Origin of the sequence: Streptomyces sp. NPDC002476 (assembly GCF_042889785.1) — a bacterium.
Taxonomy (GTDB): Bacteria; Actinomycetota; Actinomycetes; order Streptomycetales; family Streptomycetaceae; genus Streptomyces.
Genome location: NZ_JBIARH010000016.1, coordinates 83,625 through 100,847 on the forward strand (window position 1 = coordinate 83,625; position 17,223 = coordinate 100,847).

A 17,223-nucleotide genomic window follows, 5' to 3' on the forward strand; every position below is an offset into this window, starting at 1 on the left:
ACATGAGTGGCATCGAGCAGGCGAGGAAGACGGCACAGGGGCTCGGATATTCCCCCGGATTCGGCAATGAACACAGCTCGGAGGCGGTTCTCGGGGCGCTGCCGCACGGCCGCAACTCGCCCCAGCGCGCCCCTCTCGGGCTCTACGCGGAGCAGCTGAGCGGCTCGGCCTTCACCGAACCGCGGGCGCACAACCGCCGTTCCTGGCTCTACCGGATCCGCCCCTCGGCCGCCCATCCTCCGTTCGTCCGCGTCGGCCACGGTGCGATCCGCACCGCCCCGTTCACCGAGACCGTGCCCGACCCCAACCGGCTGCGCTGGGACCCGCTGCCCGAGCCCGCGGCCGGGACGGACTTCCTGGCCGGTCTGTGGACCCTCGGCGGCAACGGCGACGCGACGCGGCGCGAGGGCATGGCCGTGCACCTCTACCACGCCAACGCGTCCATGACCGACCGCGTGTTCGGCGACGCCGACGGCGAGCTGCTGATCGTCCCCGAACGCGGCGGCCTGCTGCTCCGTACCGAGCTGGGCCTGCTGCGCGCCGAACCGGGGCATGTAGCGCTGATCCCGCGCGGGGTCCGCTTCCGGGTGGAGCTGCTCGACGCCGCCGCCCGCGGCTACGTCTGCGAGAACTACGGCCGCCCGTTCGTCCTTCCCGATCTCGGCCCGATCGGTGCCAACGGCCTGGCGAACGCGCGGGACTTCCTCGCGCCCGTCGCCGCGTACGAGGACGACGACCGCCCGGTGGAGGTGATCAACAAGTTCTGCGGGAACCTCTGGTCCGCGACGTACGACCACTCGCCGCTCGACGTGGTCGCCTGGCACGGCAACCACACCCCGTACGTCTACGACCTGCACCGTTTCAACGTCATCGGGTCGATCAGCTACGACCACCCCGACCCGTCGATCTTCACGGTGCTGACCTCGCCGTCCGACACCCCCGGTCTGGCGGGCGTCGACTTCGTCGTCTTCGCGCCGCGCTGGCTGGTCGGCGAGGACACGTTCCGGCCGCCGTACTTCCACCGCAACGTGATGAGCGAGTACATGGGCCTGATCGAGGGCGCCTACGACGCCAAGACGGCCGGGGAGGGCGGATTCGTGCCCGGCGGCGGTTCGCTGCACAACATGATGTCGGCGCACGGCCCGGACCGGGAGACCTTCGACCGGGCGAGCGCGGCGGAGCTGAGGCCGCAGAAGATCGACGACGGCCTGGCCTTCATGTTCGAGACCCGCTGGCCGGTGACGGCGACCGCGCAGGCGGCCGGATCCGACCATCTGCAGCACGGTTACGACGACGTGTGGCAGGGTCTGAGCCGCAACTTCAGGCCGTAGGGCGTGTTTCGAAAGTCCCGTCCGGCCCGCGACGCCTGGCACGGCGCCTCGCCACGTTGTCGGGATCGTCCACGTACGCCCCCCGTACGAGGACGACCCTCCGCCTTGCGACGCACCGCACCGGACGCCGCGGACCCTGCCCTTCGGACGGACGACGCTACGTTCGAAACACGCCCTGGGCGACGACCGCCACCACGCGGCCCACGCGTCGTCGCGTCCGCTGTGTCGCAGTACGGAGAGACCAGGTGACTCAGGTGCCCCAGATGCCCAAGACGCCCCCGGCGCCGGCCTTCGCCCCCGATTCGCTGGTCCTGAACCGCAAACTGCCGCTGTGGTACCAGGTCTCGCAGTCGCTGCGCGCCTCGATACTGGGGCGCGCGGCGGACGCCTCGCAGCGGCTGCCGACCGAGGAAAAGCTCGCCGCGCACTACGGCGTCAGCGTGCTGACGATGCGGCAGGCGCTCAAGGAGCTGGAGGCGGAGGGACTGATCAGCAGGCACCGGCGGCGGGGCACGTTCATCGAACCGCGCGCCCGCCGGGTCTCGCCGGTCCGGCTGCTGGGTTCGATCGACGCGATCGTGGCCCAGCAGTCGGGCGAACGGACCTCGGTCCTGGACCACGGCCCGGTGGCCGTGCCGTGCGAGCTCGGCGAACACTTCCCCGGCTGTTCCGAGGTGGTCGGCTATCGCAGGCTGCGCCGGGACGAGGACAGCGACGAGCCCACCAACTGGGCGGAGAACGCGGTGCATCCCGAGGTGGCGGCACGGCTCGACGTCGCCGACCTCGAACGCTGGCCGATGACCAAGGTGCTGCGCGACCGCGTCGGCGTCCGGATCGCGCGCATCACCGACACCGTCGAGGCGCGCCTCGCCGACCCGGTCACCGCCGAACTCCTCCAGGTGCCGCTGCTCAGCCCGATCCTGTTCTACACGGGGGTGACGTACGAGGAAGGCGGCCGGGTGGTGGATGTGGCGCGGATCCGCTACCGGGGCGACCGGTTCTCCTTCTCGGTCACCGTGGAGGCGCACTGACGCACCGGCACGACGGGGCCGCCCGCGCCGGACGCACCCGCGCACGGTCCGCGCCCCCGTGCCCGCTACGCGCCCGCCGGGGTGCGCCCGTGCCGCGTGCGTCCCCGCCGGGCGAGCGCCACCGGCCGCACCCCGGCGGGCGCGGTTACGATGCCGGGGCAGGCACGCGGGCGACGTGGCGACGGGGAGGACGACACGGTGGCAGCACGGGCGGCGGGCGGCTCCGACGGCGCCCGGGGCGACGACGCCCCGCTCCTCGACGACCTGATGCCCTGGTCCGTAAGGCCGTTGCGCACCGGACGCGCCTGGGTGACCGCCCCCGACGCCGCCTCGCTCAGAGCCCGCTGGGACCGGCTGACGAAGGCCCCGCGGGACGAGCACGAGCGATTGTTCCGGGTCACCCGTTCCCGTGATCCCCGAAGCCGGGTGGCGGCACTGCCCGGACAGGTCACGGGCACCGGCCCGTTCGACCGCGAGGACGGGCCGTGCCCCGCGCCGGTGCGGATCGCCCACGGCCCGTTCGACGAACAGTGGCTGATCCCCGACCACCGGCTGATCGACGCCGCCCGTCCCGAGCTGTGGCGGGTGGCCGACGGACAGCAGTTCTTCGTCGTCGAGCACGGGTACGTGCCGCAGGACACCGGCCCCGCGCTGTCCGTGACGGCACTGCTGCCGGACGGCCATTCGCCCGCGGGCCGGCCGGGCCGGATCCGGCCACTGTACCGGCGCCCCGGCGGCCTCGAACCCAATCTGGCCCCCGGGCTGCTCGCCCTGCTGAAGGACCGCCACGGGGACGGCGTCACCGCCCGGTCCGTACTGGCGTGGATCCTCGCGGCCGCGCGCCACTCCCCCGCCGGATGCGTGGTGCCGCTGCCCGCCGACACGGCGCGCTGGTCGGCGGGGGTGGAGCTCGGGCAGGAGCTGCTGCGGCTGTATCTGCGCGGCGCCCGGGGCGGGGAGCGCCCCAGGCTGCCGGGCGGACGGCGGCCCTATGTGCGGGCGTCGGTGCCGCCCGCGCCGGCGGCCCTGGAGTACGACCCGGCCGACGAGTCGCTCCTGCTGGGCACGGGCCGCGTCTCGCCGGTGCCGGCCGGCGCGTGGGAGTTCCGGGTGGCCGGGGTTCGCGTGCTGGAGCTCTGGTTCGGTCGTCGGGTGACGAACGGGGCGAACGGCGCCGGAGGCGCGAGCGCGGAGGGCTCGCCGGACGCGGACGGTCTGGAGGCGGTCCGGCCGCGCGCCTGGCCCCAGGAGTGGACCTCGGAGCTGCTGGAACTGGTCACGGTGCTCGCCCTGCTCGCCGAACTCCGCCCCCGGCGGGAGGTGCCGGTCGAGGGCCCGCACCTCACGGCGGAGGACCTCCGGGCCGCGGGCGTGCTGCCCGTCCCGGACGCGGCCCGCCGCCCCGCCTCCGTGCTCGACCACCGCGAGGAGGGCCCGGACGGGCAGTTCGCGCTGCTCTGACCGGCGGGCGAAAGGACGGCCCCGCCGAAGAGAGGCACGAGGCCGCGGCGCCGGATCGGGCCGGACCCGCCGGGCGGAGCTATCGGCCGAAGGAGTCCAGCACCCGCCCGAGCGCCCGGTCGAAGACCCCTTCCATATCGATCGGACCGGGGTCCTCGGCGAACCCGGCCGCCATCCGCGGGTACTTGCCGGTCGCTATCTGGCTGATCAGGTACTCGGTGCGCACGGCGTGTTCCCGCTCCTCGGACCAGGGCAACGACCGGCTGCGCTCCGCCGTGGCGATCTCGTTGGCCACGTAGGTGGTGACGACGCCGTTGACCATGGCGACGAGCTCCATCTTCTCGCCGAACCGCGCGTCGACCCCGTCCAGGCAGCTGAGCGCGTACTCCAGGTACCGCAGGACGTTCGGGCTGAAGCCGTAGACGGGTGACATCAGCCGGGGCATCCAGGTGTGGCGGTGCATCATCGCGCGCGCCTGATGGGCCAGCGCCATCAGATCGGCGCGCCAGTCCCCGGACGGCTCCGGGTAGTCGTAGTCGCCGCTGGCCGCGTCGAGCATCAGCTCGTGCAGGTCCTCCTTGCGCGGCACGTAGTTGTAGAGCGACATCGTGCCGCAGCCGAGCTCCGCGGCCACCTTCCGCATGGACACCGCGTCGAAGCCCTCCGCGTCGGCGATGCGGACCGCCGCCGCCGCGATGTCGGCACGGCTGAACGCCGGCTTGGGGCCGCGGCCCGCGCGCTCGGGGCGCGCCCAGATCACTTCGGGTACAGCGGGACGCCCCACCATCGATCATCACCTCGCCCCACCATCCTAGTTACGTACAGCGTACGTAGTGAGATACGGTGGGTCGCATGACAACTACGTACGCTGTACTTAGTGAAGGTCTGGAGAAACGCTACGGCGACGTCCACGCCCTGCGCGGGCTCGATCTGGCCGTCGCCGAGGGCACCGTCTGCGGGGTGCTGGGGCCGAACGGCGCGGGCAAGACCACCGCCGTCCGGGTCCTCACCACGCTGACGGTCCCGGACGGCGGCAGCGCCCGGGTCGCGGGCCACGACGTGCTGCGCGAGGCGCACGCGGTGCGCGCGGCGATCGGTGTCACCGGTCAGAACGCCTCGGTCGACGGCGAACTGTCGGGGCGGCAGAATCTGCGGCTGTTCGCGAAGCTGCTCCGGTTCCGGGGCGGGGCCGCCCGCGCCCGCGCCGACGAACTGCTGGAGCGTTTCGGGCTGACGGAGGCCGCGGACCGCCCGGCCCGCACCTACTCGGGCGGCATGCGCCGCCGACTGGACCTCGCGGCCAGTCTGCTGACCCGCCCCCGGGTGCTCTTCCTGGACGAGCCGACCACCGGCCTCGACCCGCACAGCCGCAACCGGATCTGGGCCGCGGTCCGGGAACTCACCGGACAGGGGAGCACCGTCCTGCTCACCACGCAGTACCTGGAGGAGGCCGATCAGCTGGCCGACGACATCGTGCTGATCGACCGGGGCCGAGCCGCCCACCGCGGCACCCCCGCCGAACTGAAGTCGCTCATCGGCAACTACGCCGAGGTGGTCGTCGCCCATGAGTCGGCGCTGGCCCCGGCCGCGGACGTCCTCGACCAGCTCACCGGCACCGAACCGGTGATCGACCGCGAGCGCCGCACCGCCGGTGCCGTCGCGACCGACAGCACGCTCACCCTCCCCCGCGTCGTCCGCGAACTCGACGCCGCGGGCGTACCCGTGATCGACGCGAGTCTGCGCCCGCCGACGCTCGACGAGGTCTTCCTCCGCCTGACCGCCCGCGACGACGTCCGCACCGCCCCGCCACCGAAGGAGACGGCAGCATGAGCGGCACCACCGCACCCGTCCGCGACCACGGCCTCCCGGCCGCCCCGTTCGCCCCGGCGGCCGACGCCGTGGCCGTTCTGGTCCGCCACTTCCAGCGGATCAAGGCCGCCCCCGGCGTCGTGATCCTGACGCAGACCATGCCGATCACGATGCTGCTGTTCTTCGGTTACGTCTTCGGCAGCGCCCTGGCCGTGCCCGGGCAGGAGTACCGCGCCTTCCTGGTGCCGGGGCTGCTCGCGGCGACGGCCGCGAACGGCGTCATGACCGGGATGTTCCAGGCCTCGCAGGACTGCCACCGCGGGGTGATGGACCGGTTCCGCACGCTGCCGATGAGCCGGTTCGCCGTACCGTTCGGACAGACCGCGGCCGACCTGCTGACCACGGCCGTCGGCATGGTCCCGCTGATCCTGGTCGGGCTGGCGGTCGGCTGGCGGATCGAGGACGGCCCGTTCGCCGCCCTGGGCGCCTTCGGGCTGCTGCTGCTCCTCCGGTTCGCCACGTCCTGGCTGGGCTGCTGGCTGGGCCTGCTGATCCGCAACGAGGAGGCCGCCGGCCAACTGGGCAGCGCCACGTTCGTCCTGCCGCTGCTGTCGAGCGCGTACATCCCGACCGACAACCTGCCGGGGTGGCTGCGCACGGTCGCGGAGTGGAATCCGATCAGCGCCCTGGCCGCCGCCGCCCGTGATCTGTTCGGCAACGCGTCACCGGCCGCCGATGCCGCCTGGCCGGTCGCCCACCCGGTGGCGGGGACGCTCGCCTGGTCGCTGGCGCTCCTCGTGGTGTTCGTGCCGCTGACCGTGCGACGCCACGCGCGCGGCGGCGAATGACACCCGCGCACCGCGCCGTCCGGACCGACGGCCGGTGAGCACGCCGAAGCGCCACTGCGGACCCCGGGGATGACGGGAGGGTCGGCAGCGGCGCACGGCCGGTACGAACGATCGCCCGATCGGCCCGGGCACGGCCGATGAGCGGTGGTGACGGACCGTCGGGTCAGTGGCGGCTGCCGAAGAGCGAGCGGCGCAGCCGGCTCAGCGGCGCGAAGAGCGAGACCCGCGCGCTCCTGCTCAGACGGCTGTGTCCGGCCTCGCGCGAGGTCAGCTCGCGCATCAGCAGCGTAGCCTCGGCGACCTCCCGCCGGGGCACGGCAGGGCCGCCGAGCACCGCGAGATGGCGGTCGAGGCGCGAACTGGTCGCACTGCTCCCGCATGTGATGGCAGGCACACGTGGCCTGCTGCGGACCGTTATCTGTTCCATGTCACTCCCCACCCGTACGAGGGCACCCGGCCCGGGCAGGCTAACCCTAACCCCCCGCGAGGACACTCGTGTATCCCGCCCGGGGGATCGGGCGCGCCGTCCGGAGGCCGACGATCACTCTCCACACCCGTCCGGTTCCACGGCGAGCCGGCCGCCGCGGAGCAGCCGCCCCGCCCTGGACGACGGGAGACCGGAGAAGTACCCCGCGGACGGGGCCTCCCGCCCTTCGCACCGGCCCGCCGGGCCCGGCGGGCCGTACGGCGGGGATCAGGCCGCCGAGTCGAGAACCGGCAGGTAGCCACCGGACTGTCCGGCCGCCGTGGGGTGGTACGACTCACCGATGTTGAGCCAGTTGACACTGTGCAGCCAGGCGCCCCCGGAGCAGATCTCGTGCCCGGTGAACTTCCCCGCGACATCGGCGAAGGCGAACCCGTGATCGGCGGCACGCTTCGCGGTCGTCGTGTTGAGGTAGTCGGCGGCGTCGTTGATCGCGGTGCGCACCTTGTCGCTCAGGCCGACGACGCAGCTGCCGCCGACCTTGTAGAAGCGCGGGTAACCGAGGACGACCACACGGGCGGAGGGCGCCTTGGCGCGGATCGCCGAGTACACCGAGTCGAGGTTGCCCGGCAGGGTCGCGCCGACGTAGCCGCGGGCCGTGGCGATCCGGCTGAGACAGGTGGCCTCCGACTGGAGGACACAGGTCGTCATCACATCGGCGAAGCCCGCGTCGTTGCCGCCGATGGAGATCGAGACGAGGTCGGTCGAGGAGTTCAGCGGCCCGAGCTGACCGGAGGTCACATCACCGGTGCGGGCGCCCGAGCAGGCGGTGAAGGAGAAGGACGAGGGCGAGTGGGAGGCGGCCCAGAGTGCCGGATACGCCTTGGTGCTGCGTTTGCAGGACCCGCTGGCGCTGTCGTAGCTCCCGGCACCGACGCCCGAGGAGTACGAATCGCCGAGGGCCACGTAGTCGACCCCCTGGACGGACTGCGCGGCGGACGCGGTGGTCGCCCCGGTCAACGCGATTACGGCACCGAGCAGAAGCGAGGACGAGAACGCCACGAGTCTGGACATCTTCATGGAACCTCCCTTGGACCGACCGGCAGGATCTCCGCCTTGGCCTGCCGTGTCCGTGGTAGCAGCACCACCCCCACTTTCGGAAGTGTCCATGCCAAATTGCTCGAAGGAGTTCTTCCGCACGTCCCCTTGATGTCGTGTCATGTCCGCGGACGACCTGTCGGACACGGGGAGAAAGGTGATGAAACCCGGGTGCGCCGGGCCTCCCCTTGCCGGATCATGGGCGCCATGTCCTCCACCCCTGAGTCCGCGCTGCCGATCCGGCTCACCGTCGACGACGGCGATTCGCCGTCCGATGTCGTGGACGCGCTGTTCCTCGGCCGCTTCGCGACGGGCGAGCAGCCCTACTCGCACAGTTGCTCCCTCGACCGGGTCAAGGCCGATGCCACGCTGCTGCCCCCGGCCGCCACGGTGCTGCGCGCCGCCCGGGACGACGACCGCAGCGCCACGCTCGCCGAGGGCGACGGCTGGACCCTGCTCGTCTCCCGGTGGAACCGCGGCGCCGACGTCACGGTCACCGCGACCAGCGCGGAGCTGGCGCGCCAGATCCTCGACCGGGCGACGCACGGCGTGCGGGACGAACCCGAACCGCAGCCCGAGAACGTGACGATGGGATTCTGGTACGTGTCACCGCGCCGCGGCCCGTACCGCACCACCCGTCAGATCGCCGCCGGGGCGTGGGACGAGGTCCGGAGCAACTACACGGCTCCGGTGGCAGATGCCATGGACCGGCTGATGAAGATCACCCCCGACGACATCGCGGGCCGGCTGCTCCTGCTGCACGGCCCGCCCGGCACCGGCAAGACGTCGGCGCTGCGCACGCTCGCGCGTTCGTGGCGGGACTGGTGCCAGGTCGACTGCGTGCTCGACCCGGAGCGGCTCTTCAACGACGTCGGCTATCTGATGGACATCGCGATCGGCGAGGACGAGGGCACGGCGAAGGGCCGTTGGCGGCTGCTGCTCCTGGAGGACTGCGACGAACTGATCCGCGGCGAGGCCAAGCACACGGCGGGCCAGGCGCTCTCCCGGCTGCTGAACCTCACCGACGGGCTGCTCGGCCAGGGCCGCAACGTGCTGGTCGGCGTCACCACCAACGAGGACCTGGAACGGCTCCACCCGGCCGTGGTCCGGCCCGGCCGCTGCCTCGCCAGGATCGAGGTGGGACCGCTGACCCGCGAGGAGGCGGTGGGCTGGCTGGGCACGGAGGAGGGAATCGGCCGCGAGGGCGCCACGCTCGCCGAGTTGTACGCGCTGCGGCGCGGCAGCGGCCCCGCGTCGGTGCCGAGGCAGGATTCCGGCGCGGACGCGGGCCTCTATCTCTGACGGCCCGGCACCTCCGCCGGATCCGGGCTCCTTCGACGGATCCCACGCCTCCGGCTCCGGGCCGCTCCCCCCACCGGCTCCGGGCCGTTCCCCGGACCGGCTTCGTGGCACTCCCGGGGCGCTCCGGGGGCGCTCCCGGGGCGAGAGGTCCGGCGGGTGCTTCCCCGGGCGCCGGCTCAGTGCGCCGCGTACGCCGCCCGCACCGCTTCCTCGGCCAGCGACAGCGCCTCGGCCCGCGACAGGCCCAGCCGTCGCGCCTGCTCGGCGTACTCGCGGGCGACGGACGCCGCGTGACGGTCCGCCGCCTCACCGGCCGCGGCGATGAACGTGCCGTTGCGGCCCCGGGTCTCGATCACGCCGTCGGTCTCCAGCGCCCGGTACGCCTTGGCGACGGTGTTCGCGGCGAGGCCGAGTTCTTCGGCGAAGCCGCGTACGGTCGGAAGTCTGAAACCGACGGGAAGCGCGCCGGAACGGGCCAATTCGGAGATCTGCGCGCGCAGTTGCTCGTACGGGGCGGTCCCGGAGGCCGGGTCGAGGACGATCTTGAGAGTCACGTAACGATTGTCCACCACCGCGGCCCCCCGCCGCCGACGCCCGCCACGGTGCCGTCGCCGTCCCACCGCCGTCGAGTCGCGATCCCTACACCGTTCCACCACTGTTCCGATGCCGGAAAATCGGAGGCGGTGCGACGCACCCCCGCGTAGCGTCCGGCCCATGACTGTCCTCGTTCGCGACTTCCTGCCCGCAGACACCGCTGCCTGGGCGCACGTCGGGCATGCCGCGATGCCCTACATCGTGACCACCCCCGAGCAGGTCGCCTTCGACCTCGCCTCCGCCCGGTCCGAGGAGCGCCGCCGACTGCTGGTCGCCGAGGAGGACGGGGAGATCATCGCGATCGCCCGGACCGGACTGGTGCCCGACAGCCCCGAACCCGGCCTGGCGTTCTGCGACCCGTACACGCATCCGGACCGCACCGGGCGCGGCGCGGGCGGGCTGCTGCTGCGGACGGCGGAGGAGCATCTCGCGGTGGAAGGGGCGCGCACCGTCTACACCTGGGTGCTCGACACCCCGTCGAACCGTGCCTTCGCGGAGAAGCGCGGTTACGTGCCGAGCCGCTCGGCGCACTTCCTCCGCCTCGACCTCGCGGGTGGCGCGCTGCCGCCCCGCCCGGCCGTCCCGACGGGCGTCGAGCTGCGCACGGGGGCGGACTTCGCGGACGACCCGCGCCCGCTCTTCGAGGCGGACGCCGAGACCACGGCCGACGAACCGAGCGACACCCCGGCCGAACTGCCCGACTACGAGCACTGGCTCCGGCAGACCTGGCGCCACCCCGCGCTCGACCACGAACTCACGTCGGTCGTGACGGTGGACGGAGAGGTGGCGGCGTTCACCGCGGCCCGGACCGACGGCCGGACCCGTTACATGTCGGGGATGACCGGCACCCGCCGCGCGTACCGGGGCCGCGGGCTGGCGAAGCTCGCCAAGCACGACTCGCTGAGCCGGGCGCGCGCGGCCGGGTACACGGACGCGTACACCGGCAACGACGCGGACAACGCTCCGATGCTGACGGTCAACCGCTGGTTCGGCTACGAGATCTGTGCCACGGAGGTGCGGCATGTCCGTGAGCTCGGCTGAGTCCTCGCTCGTGGTCGCCCTGGTGAAGGCCGGGCGGACCAGGATCAGATATCCGGCAGACCTGGTCCGCGACGACGGCACCCGGATCACCGTACGGGCGCCCTGGGCGGCGCCGGGGGTGCGGGACTTCGGCTTCGTGCGCTTCGAGCCGGGGGACGTGTTCACCGAGCACTACTGGCGCGATCTCTGGTTCGCGGTGAAGGAGGTCCGGACCGGGTCGGGCGGGCTCAAGGGCTGGTACTGCGACATCACCCGGCCCGCCGTGCTGCGGGACGGGGAGCTGGTGGTGGAGGACCTGGATCTCGACCTGTGGGTGTCGGCCGACGGGTCGTCCGTGCTGCGGCTGGACGAGGACGAGTTCGAGGCGAGCGGTCTCGCCGACCGTGATCCGGTGGCGGCCGAAGCCGCCCGGCGGGCGCTGGACGAACTGGAGCTGCTCGCCAGGACGGACGGTCTCGCCGCACTGCTCGGATGACGCGTCCGGCGGACGAGCCGGACTTCCGGTACTCCGCCCCGCTCGGTCGGCCCCGGCGCGTCGCCCTGCCGGCGCGGCCGGGGCCGGGCGGGGACGAACGATCAGGCACGGCCAACCTCGGGGAACCGGCTGTCCGTGGTGATCGGCTCAATTAAAGTGCTCAGGTCAGTTCCCCACCCGGTGACCTGAGAAGGAATCACGGATATGCCCACTGAGACGTTCGAGTTTCAGGTGGAAGCGCGCCAGCTTCTGCAGATGATGATCCACTCGATCTACTCGAACAAGGACGTGTTCCTGCGCGAACTCGTCTCCAACGCCTCCGACGCGCTCGACAAACTGCGGCTGGAGGCGTTGCGCGACGACTCCCTCGGCGCGGACGCGTCCGACCTCCACATCGACATCGAGACCGACGAGCAGGCCCGCACACTGACCGTGCGGGACAACGGCATCGGCATGTCTCACGACGAAGTGGTCCAGCTCATCGGGACGATCGCGAATTCGGGCACCGCCAAGTTCCTGCGGGAACTCAAGGAGGCCAAGGAGTCCGAGGACGCCACCGCGGCCGAAGGCCTGATCGGCCAGTTCGGGGTCGGGTTCTACTCCAGCTTCATGGTGGCCGACGAGGTCACGCTGCTGACCCGGCGCGCGGGCGAGACCCGGGGCACCCGCTGGACGTCGACCGGCGAGGGCACGTACACGATCGAGACCGTCGACAGCGCCCCGCAGGGCACCTCGGTCACGCTGCGGCTCAAGCCGGAGGACACCGAGGACCGGCTCTACGACTACACCTCCCCGTGGAAGATCAGGGAGATCGTCAAGCGGTACTCGGACTTCATCACCTGGCCCATCAGGATGGTCACGGAGACCGACGCCGAGGCGAAGGACGCCGAGGAGGGCTCCGACGACGCGCCGCGCGAGCCCGAGACCCTCAACTCGATGAAGGCCCTGTGGGCGCGCTCGCGCGACGAGGTCTCGGACGACGAGTACCACGAGCTGTACAAGCACATCAGCCACGACTGGATCGACCCGCTCGAAACCGTCCGGCTCCAGGCGGAGGGCACCTTCGAGTACCAGGCGCTCCTCTTCATCCCCTCGCACGCGCCCCACGACCTGTTCATGCAGGGGTACAAGCGCGGCATCCAGCTGTACGTGAAGCGCGTCTTCATCATGGACGACTGCGAAGCGCTGATGCCTCCGTACCTGCGTTTCGTGAAGGGCGTCGTCGACGCGCAGGACCTGTCGCTCAACGTGTCGCGCGAGATCCTCCAGCAGGACCGCCAGATCCAGATGATGCACCGCCGTCTGGCGAAGAAGGTGCTGTCGACGGTCAAGGACATGATGACCGCCGACCCGGAGCGCTACGCCACGTTCTGGCGGGAGTTCGGCCGTGTCGTCAAGGAAGGGCTGCTAAGCGACTTCGAGAACCGCGACGCCATTCTCAGGATCGCCTCCTTCGCCACGACCCATGACGAGGACGCGCCGACCACGCTGCGGCAGTACGTGGAGCGGATGAAGGAGGGCCAGGAGCACATCTTCTACCTGACGGGCGAGTCCCGGCAGGCCATCGAGAACTCCCCGCACATGGAGGCGTTCCGGGCCAAGGGCATCGAGGTGCTGCTGCTGACCGATCCGGTCGACGAGGTGTGGGTCGAGGCGGAGCCCGAGTTCGACGGGAAGAAGCTGCGGTCCGTCGCCAAGGGCGAGATCGACCTCGGTACCGAGGAGGAGAAGAAGGAAGCGGCGACCGAGCGGGAGAACCATCAGCGGGAGTACGCGGACCTGCTCTCCTGGATGACGGAGCGGCTCGGCGAGACCGTCAAGGAGGTGCGTCTCTCCTCGCGTCTCACCGTCTCGCCCGCCTGCGTCGTCTCGGACGCGCACGATGTGACGCCCGCTCTGCAGAACATGTACCGGGCAATGGGGCAGCCCGTCCCGGAGGTCAAGCGGATCCTCGAACTCAACCCGGAGCACCCGCTGGTCGGCGGACTCAACCGGGCCTACGCCGAGCGTGCCGAGAAGGACACCACCGGCCTGGAGGAAACGGCCGAGCTGCTGCACGACCTGGCGCTGCTGGCCGAGGGCGGGGAGCTGAGCGACCCGTCGCGCTTCGTGAAGCTGATGGCCGACCGTCTCGAACGCACCCTGTGACCTGAGCCCGTCGCATCACCGGCCGGGGACCCGTCCCCGGCCGGTGACCGTTCCCATCCCGTCAGTCCCGGACGCGTTCCCGTACGTCGGCGTACGGCTCCGGCTCCTGCGGTGCCGGACGGGCCTGTCCGACCCCGGCGACCAGCTCCACCTCGTAGCCCGCCGCGTCCTCCAGATACGCGGCGACGTGCTCGTCCCCGCCCGCGTGCGGGTAGCGGTCCGGGAAGAGCTGCCGCCAGCCGTGTTCCGGAGCCTCGGCCACCAGGGCGTCGAGGGCGGCCCGGTCCCGGACGTGGAACGCCAGGTGGTTGAGCCCGGGGCGGCACCGGTCGTGCGTCCGGCCGGTCAGGTCGGGCGACTGCTCGACCACCACGTAGCTGTCGCCGCGCCGCCAGCTACGCCCGTATTCCCAGTGCTGGTAAGGGACATGGCCCAGCTCACCGAGCAGCCATCCCCATCCCCGCTCGGCCGTCGGCAGATCGGGCACCCACAGCTCGATGTGGTGCACCCCTCCGGTGCCCGTCCCCCCGGCCGGCAGCGGGACGGCGCGGCGGGCGCCGTGCGGCTGGTACGCCACGGGGTCGCCGTCCTCGTGCCAGTGGATCAGGAAGTGCTCCCCCGCCCGGTAGCCGTCGAGCCCCGCGCGGCAGTAGGCGACGCTGTCGTCCGGGAGCGCGTCCAGCGGGAACCACTCCAGTCCGGAGCACTTGTCCGGTTCGCGGTTGTACGGCGGGCGGGCGGGGTCGTACTCCGCCTCGAAGAACCAGCCGGTCCTGGGGCTGCCGCCGGGGCCCCGGTGCTGCATGACCAGCGCGACCCGCAGCTCGTCCGGGCCGAGTTCGACACCGATCTCCTCGGCGGCCTCGCGTATCAGCGCCTCGCGGACGTCCTCGCCGTCCTCGACATGCCCGGACGGACAGTGGAGCAGCCCGTCCGCGTATCCCGTCCCGTCCCGGCGGGCGAGCAGGACGTCCGGGCCGCGGCGAAGGATCAGGTGCACGTCGACGACCTCGGTGTGCCGCCGCGGCGGTTCGGCACGGGCCACCAGCGCGTAGCGCTCGTCGTCGACCCGCCCGCCCCACAGGTCCGGGTCGCCGGAGAGCGGCTCGTGGTGGACGCGCTCGGTGAACTCCGAGAGCAGCCCGGTCAGTTGTCCGGCAGGCAGACCGGCCCCGTCCCACACGCCCTCGATCAGGATGAGCCGGCCGCCGGGCCGCAACAGGCCGAACCAGTGGCGCAGGGCCGCCGCCGGATCGGGCAGCAGCCACACCACGTGCCGGACCATGACCACGTCGAACCGCTGTCCGCCGACCGGGGGCCGTGCCGCGTCCCCGAGGAGCACCTCGGTCCCCGTCCCGGCGAGCTTGGCCCGCGCCCGCTCCACCATGCGCGGCGACCGGTCGACCGCCGTGACCCGGTGCCCCTGGCCGGCGGCGAGCAGCGCGAGGCTTCCGGTGCCGCACCCCAGATCGAGCACCTCGGAACGCGCGCCGGGCAGCCAGCCCTCCAGCCGCCTCGCCCAGGCGTGCCGGACCACCGGGTCGAGCAGCCCGTGGTCGGGCCCCTCGTCGAAGGAGTCGGCCGCGGAGTCCCAGTCGATCGTCGTCATGGGTCGATCGTGCCATCCACCACCGACAGCGGTGCCCGGGGAGAGGGGGCGCGGGCGGTCCGCCCGGGAGCCCGGGGGCGCGCTCGGGGGCCCGCGCCGCTCTCAAAACCCGTGCGGGTCCCGTTCGAAACCCGTTTCTCCACGGACCCGATGCCGTGCGAGGGTCGACCGATGAGTGCCTCGCCGAATCGACCCGCCCCACAGCGCACCCTCGAAGTGCTGCGCTGGCAGTTCGACCTGACCTGGTCGCTGTTCGAATACCACCTGGAGAGGATCGAACCCGAGGACTTCCTCTGGGAGCCCGCCGCGCTCTGCTGGACGCTGCACCGGGACGGCGACGGGACGTGGGTGCCGGACTGGGCGGAGAGCGAACCCGATCCCGTTCCCGTGCCGACCATCGGATGGCTGTGCTGGCACATCGGCTGGTGGTGGGGCGTGGCCCTCGACCACGTCCGGGGCAATACGCCCCGGGAGCGGAGCGACGTCGTCTGGCCGGGCGCGGGCGAGCCGGCCGTCGCATGGCTGCGCGGTCTGCGCGAGGACTGGCTGACGGCGCTGGACCGGCTCACCGACGCCGATCTGACCGCGACCGCCCCGTTCCCGTGGCGGAACGACCCCCGGCACACCGTCGCACACATGGTGGCCTGGGTGAACGCGGAACTGATGAAGAACGCGGCGGAAATCGGCCAGCTTCGCCTCCAGCGGGCGGTCGGCGAGCTGTCGGCCGCCCGCCGGAGCTGACGGGACGTACGGGGCACCCGCGCGCCGGCCGATGCGGTCGGCCACGGCCGGGACACCACGATCCGCTTTCACGGCGATCCCGGTGCCCCGGCCGTGGCATCCGCGGAACTTGCCGGACCGGTCCGGGAGCGGGAGCGGTCGCAGTGCCAGGGCGTGTTCCGAAAGTAGCGCCGTCCCCCCGAAGGCCGGACGGGACTTTCGCAACACGCCCTAGTGCCGTGACCGGCAAGGTTTGCCCCGTAAGGAGCGTCGTCCGGTGCGTGCGATCGCAAGGCGGCCGGAAGCCCTCGTAGCGGGGCTACGTGGGCTTTTGGCCAACGCCGCGAGCGTGCGTGCTGGGCGGCGCGACGGGGCAAACGTTGCCGGGAGCGGCACTAGCCGATGACCGAGGCGCAGGTGGTCGGGGTGGCGCGGGCGGGATCGAGGGCGTTCGCCACCTCGTGGTAGGCGATCCGGTCGACGGTGCCGATCGCCACGTGCTCGGAGACATCGAGCGGGCACAGGTCCTGGAGCAGCACGTTGCGGACGTTCGGCCCGTCCAGGAACTGCGTGCGGTACGGGGTCACGACCTCGTCGTACCTGGTCGCGATGACCGTGTACCGGACTCCGGGCACGGTGTCGCCGCCCGCGTTGAGCTTGGTGAGGAAGGGGGAGCCCGCCACCTGGTCGGCGAGAGCGGGGGTATTGGTGTTGAGCAGGTGCTCCGCGCCCGGGAAGTACGGCAGGAGTTTCGTCAGGCCGAGGAGGGTGGTGCCGTGGTTGTCGGGGGCGATCCCGATCAGGGCGTTCACCTTGGCGGCTCCACCGAGGAACTTCAGGTAGTAGTTCGGCATCATGCCGCCCTGGGAGTGACCGACGAGGTCGGCCTCGGAGGCGCCGGTGGCGGCGAGCACCTTGTCGACGAAGGCGGCGAGCTGGCCGGCGGACTTGTCGATCGGGCCGAGGCCGTTGAAGAGCGGTACGCCGGGCAGCCGGCCGTAGTCCAGGGAGTAGACGCAGTATCCGCGGTTGACGAGGTAGGGGGCGAGGGCCAGCCAGTTGTCGATCGAGTTCCCGAAGGTTCCGTGGACCAGGACGACGGGCCGGGGGTGGGCCGTGGAGGGCTTGCAGGAGTAGTCGTTCCAGCCGCGGGACGTGGCCGCGGCGGCGGGAGCAGTGGCTGTGGGGGTGGCGGCAGCGGCGGCCGTGGTGGGGGTGGCGACTGCGGCGACGGCGAGGAGCAGTGCGGCGAGGGTTCTCCGGGCGCGGAGGACGCGTGACGCACGGTTCCGGGGCAGCATCGTGTGGTCTCCTTGCGGCTCAAGGGAGTTG

General features: G+C 72.1%; 16 protein-coding genes. 10 read left to right on the top strand and 6 right to left on the bottom strand.

Going from position 1 to position 17,223, the window contains the following annotated elements; genetic code table 11:
• Nucleotides 1-2: 2 nt before the first annotated feature.
• From hmgA to ACFYXM_RS19870, 3 genes are all read left to right on the top strand, one after another.
• Nucleotides 3-1,331 (top strand): homogentisate 1,2-dioxygenase, encoded by a 1,329-nt coding sequence (gene hmgA / locus ACFYXM_RS19860; protein ID WP_389290941.1) that lies wholly within the window; start codon nucleotides 3-5, stop codon nucleotides 1,329-1,331.
• Nucleotides 1,332-1,594: 263 nt separating this feature from the next.
• Complete coding sequence (locus ACFYXM_RS19865) at nucleotides 1,595-2,362, top strand: GntR family transcriptional regulator (RefSeq protein WP_389290943.1); 768 nt, start codon at nucleotides 1,595-1,597, stop codon at nucleotides 2,360-2,362.
• Between the two features lie 150 nt (nucleotides 2,363-2,512).
• Nucleotides 2,513-3,823, top strand: a complete 1,311-nt coding sequence (locus ACFYXM_RS19870; protein ID WP_389290945.1) for a type ISP restriction/modification enzyme — start codon at nucleotides 2,513-2,515, stop codon at nucleotides 3,821-3,823.
• Between the two features lie 79 nt (nucleotides 3,824-3,902).
• Here ACFYXM_RS19870 and ACFYXM_RS19875 read toward each other — a convergent pair whose 3' ends face one another.
• Complete coding sequence (locus ACFYXM_RS19875; protein ID WP_389290946.1) at nucleotides 3,903-4,610, bottom strand: TetR/AcrR family transcriptional regulator; 708 nt, start codon at nucleotides 4,608-4,610, stop codon at nucleotides 3,903-3,905.
• A gap of 65 nt (nucleotides 4,611-4,675) precedes the next feature.
• Here ACFYXM_RS19875 and ACFYXM_RS19880 point away from each other — a divergent pair, with 65 nt between their 5' ends.
• Nucleotides 4,676-5,653: an ATP-binding cassette domain-containing protein gene (locus ACFYXM_RS19880; protein ID WP_389290948.1), complete on the top strand. Its 978-nt coding sequence runs from the start codon at nucleotides 4,676-4,678 to the stop codon at nucleotides 5,651-5,653.
• Complete coding sequence (locus ACFYXM_RS19885; protein WP_389290949.1) at nucleotides 5,650-6,480, top strand: ABC transporter permease; 831 nt, start codon at nucleotides 5,650-5,652, stop codon at nucleotides 6,478-6,480. Before ACFYXM_RS19880 ends, ACFYXM_RS19885 begins: the two co-directional genes overlap by 4 nt.
• 163 nt (nucleotides 6,481-6,643) lie before the next feature.
• Here ACFYXM_RS19885 and ACFYXM_RS19890 read toward each other — a convergent pair whose 3' ends face one another.
• Nucleotides 6,644-6,907, bottom strand: a complete 264-nt coding sequence (locus tag ACFYXM_RS19890) for a hypothetical protein (protein ID WP_389290951.1) — start codon at nucleotides 6,905-6,907, stop codon at nucleotides 6,644-6,646.
• 267 nt (nucleotides 6,908-7,174) lie between these two features.
• A complete protein-coding gene (locus ACFYXM_RS19895) occupies nucleotides 7,175-7,984 on the bottom strand; it encodes an SGNH/GDSL hydrolase family protein (protein ID WP_389290953.1) in 810 nt (269 codons plus the stop codon).
• A 216-nt stretch (nucleotides 7,985-8,200) separates the two neighbouring features.
• On the opposite strand from ACFYXM_RS19895, the gene ACFYXM_RS19900 reads away from it, so the two are divergent.
• A complete protein-coding gene (locus tag ACFYXM_RS19900) occupies nucleotides 8,201-9,304 on the top strand; it encodes a DUF5925 domain-containing protein (protein ID WP_389290955.1) in 1,104 nt (367 codons plus the stop codon).
• A gap of 176 nt (nucleotides 9,305-9,480) precedes the next feature.
• Here ACFYXM_RS19900 and ACFYXM_RS19905 read toward each other — a convergent pair whose 3' ends face one another.
• Complete coding sequence (locus ACFYXM_RS19905) at nucleotides 9,481-9,858, bottom strand: GntR family transcriptional regulator (protein ID WP_389290957.1); 378 nt, start codon at nucleotides 9,856-9,858, stop codon at nucleotides 9,481-9,483.
• 160 nt (nucleotides 9,859-10,018) lie between these two features.
• Between ACFYXM_RS19905 and ACFYXM_RS19910 the strand changes: the two genes are divergently transcribed.
• From ACFYXM_RS19910 to htpG, 3 genes are all read left to right on the top strand, one after another.
• Nucleotides 10,019-10,939 carry a GNAT family N-acetyltransferase gene (locus ACFYXM_RS19910; protein WP_389290959.1) on the top strand — a complete coding sequence of 307 codons (921 nt, stop codon included), beginning with the start codon at nucleotides 10,019-10,021 and terminating at the stop codon, nucleotides 10,937-10,939.
• The gene (locus ACFYXM_RS19915; protein WP_389290961.1) at nucleotides 10,920-11,414 is read left to right on the top strand and encodes a DUF402 domain-containing protein; all 495 of its coding nucleotides are present in this window, start codon (nucleotides 10,920-10,922) and stop codon (nucleotides 11,412-11,414) included. The genes ACFYXM_RS19910 and ACFYXM_RS19915 overlap by 20 nt, the downstream gene beginning before the upstream one ends.
• Before the next feature lie 204 nt (nucleotides 11,415-11,618).
• A complete protein-coding gene (gene htpG / locus ACFYXM_RS19920) occupies nucleotides 11,619-13,562 on the top strand; it encodes a molecular chaperone HtpG (RefSeq protein ID WP_389290963.1) in 1,944 nt (647 codons plus the stop codon).
• 61 nt (nucleotides 13,563-13,623) lie between these two features.
• On the opposite strand, the gene ACFYXM_RS19925 is transcribed toward htpG, so the two are convergent.
• Nucleotides 13,624-15,171 carry a methyltransferase domain-containing protein gene (locus ACFYXM_RS19925; protein WP_389290964.1) on the bottom strand — a complete coding sequence of 516 codons (1,548 nt, stop codon included), beginning with the start codon at nucleotides 15,169-15,171 and terminating at the stop codon, nucleotides 13,624-13,626.
• A gap of 171 nt (nucleotides 15,172-15,342) precedes the next feature.
• Here ACFYXM_RS19925 and ACFYXM_RS19930 point away from each other — a divergent pair, with 171 nt between their 5' ends.
• On the top strand, nucleotides 15,343-15,912 hold the full coding sequence (locus ACFYXM_RS19930) for a DinB family protein (RefSeq protein ID WP_389290966.1): 570 nt from the start codon (nucleotides 15,343-15,345) through the stop codon (nucleotides 15,910-15,912).
• Nucleotides 15,913-16,286: 374 nt separating this feature from the next.
• Here ACFYXM_RS19930 and ACFYXM_RS19935 read toward each other — a convergent pair whose 3' ends face one another.
• Nucleotides 16,287-17,192 carry an esterase/lipase family protein gene (locus ACFYXM_RS19935; protein WP_389290968.1) on the bottom strand — a complete coding sequence of 302 codons (906 nt, stop codon included), beginning with the start codon at nucleotides 17,190-17,192 and terminating at the stop codon, nucleotides 16,287-16,289.
• Nucleotides 17,193-17,223 lie beyond the last annotated feature (31 nt).

What these genes read in the sequence shown, in the direction of transcription:
- hmgA (WP_389290941.1), top strand. Translation starts at nt 3, where the DNA reads ATGAGTGGCATCGAGCAGGCGAGGAAGACGGCACAGGGGCTCGGATAT.
- ACFYXM_RS19865 (WP_389290943.1), top strand. Translation starts at nt 1,595, where the DNA reads ATGCCCAAGACGCCCCCGGCGCCGGCCTTCGCCCCCGATTCGCTGGTC.
- ACFYXM_RS19870 (WP_389290945.1), top strand. Translation starts at nt 2,513, where the DNA reads ATGCCGGGGCAGGCACGCGGGCGACGTGGCGACGGGGAGGACGACACG.
- ACFYXM_RS19875 (WP_389290946.1), bottom strand. Translation starts at nt 4,610, where the DNA reads ATGGTGGGGCGTCCCGCTGTACCCGAAGTGATCTGGGCGCGCCCCGAG.
- ACFYXM_RS19880 (WP_389290948.1), top strand. Translation starts at nt 4,676, where the DNA reads ATGACAACTACGTACGCTGTACTTAGTGAAGGTCTGGAGAAACGCTAC.
- ACFYXM_RS19885 (WP_389290949.1), top strand. Translation starts at nt 5,650, where the DNA reads ATGAGCGGCACCACCGCACCCGTCCGCGACCACGGCCTCCCGGCCGCC.
- ACFYXM_RS19890 (WP_389290951.1), bottom strand. Translation starts at nt 6,907, where the DNA reads ATGGAACAGATAACGGTCCGCAGCAGGCCACGTGTGCCTGCCATCACA.
- ACFYXM_RS19895 (WP_389290953.1), bottom strand. Translation starts at nt 7,984, where the DNA reads ATGAAGATGTCCAGACTCGTGGCGTTCTCGTCCTCGCTTCTGCTCGGT.
- ACFYXM_RS19900 (WP_389290955.1), top strand. Translation starts at nt 8,201, where the DNA reads ATGGGCGCCATGTCCTCCACCCCTGAGTCCGCGCTGCCGATCCGGCTC.
- ACFYXM_RS19910 (WP_389290959.1), top strand. Translation starts at nt 10,019, where the DNA reads ATGACTGTCCTCGTTCGCGACTTCCTGCCCGCAGACACCGCTGCCTGG.
- ACFYXM_RS19915 (WP_389290961.1), top strand. Translation starts at nt 10,920, where the DNA reads ATGTCCGTGAGCTCGGCTGAGTCCTCGCTCGTGGTCGCCCTGGTGAAG.
- htpG (WP_389290963.1), top strand. Translation starts at nt 11,619, where the DNA reads ATGCCCACTGAGACGTTCGAGTTTCAGGTGGAAGCGCGCCAGCTTCTG.
- ACFYXM_RS19925 (WP_389290964.1), bottom strand. Translation starts at nt 15,171, where the DNA reads ATGACGACGATCGACTGGGACTCCGCGGCCGACTCCTTCGACGAGGGG.
- ACFYXM_RS19930 (WP_389290966.1), top strand. Translation starts at nt 15,343, where the DNA reads ATGAGTGCCTCGCCGAATCGACCCGCCCCACAGCGCACCCTCGAAGTG.
- ACFYXM_RS19935 (WP_389290968.1), bottom strand. Translation starts at nt 17,192, where the DNA reads ATGCTGCCCCGGAACCGTGCGTCACGCGTCCTCCGCGCCCGGAGAACC.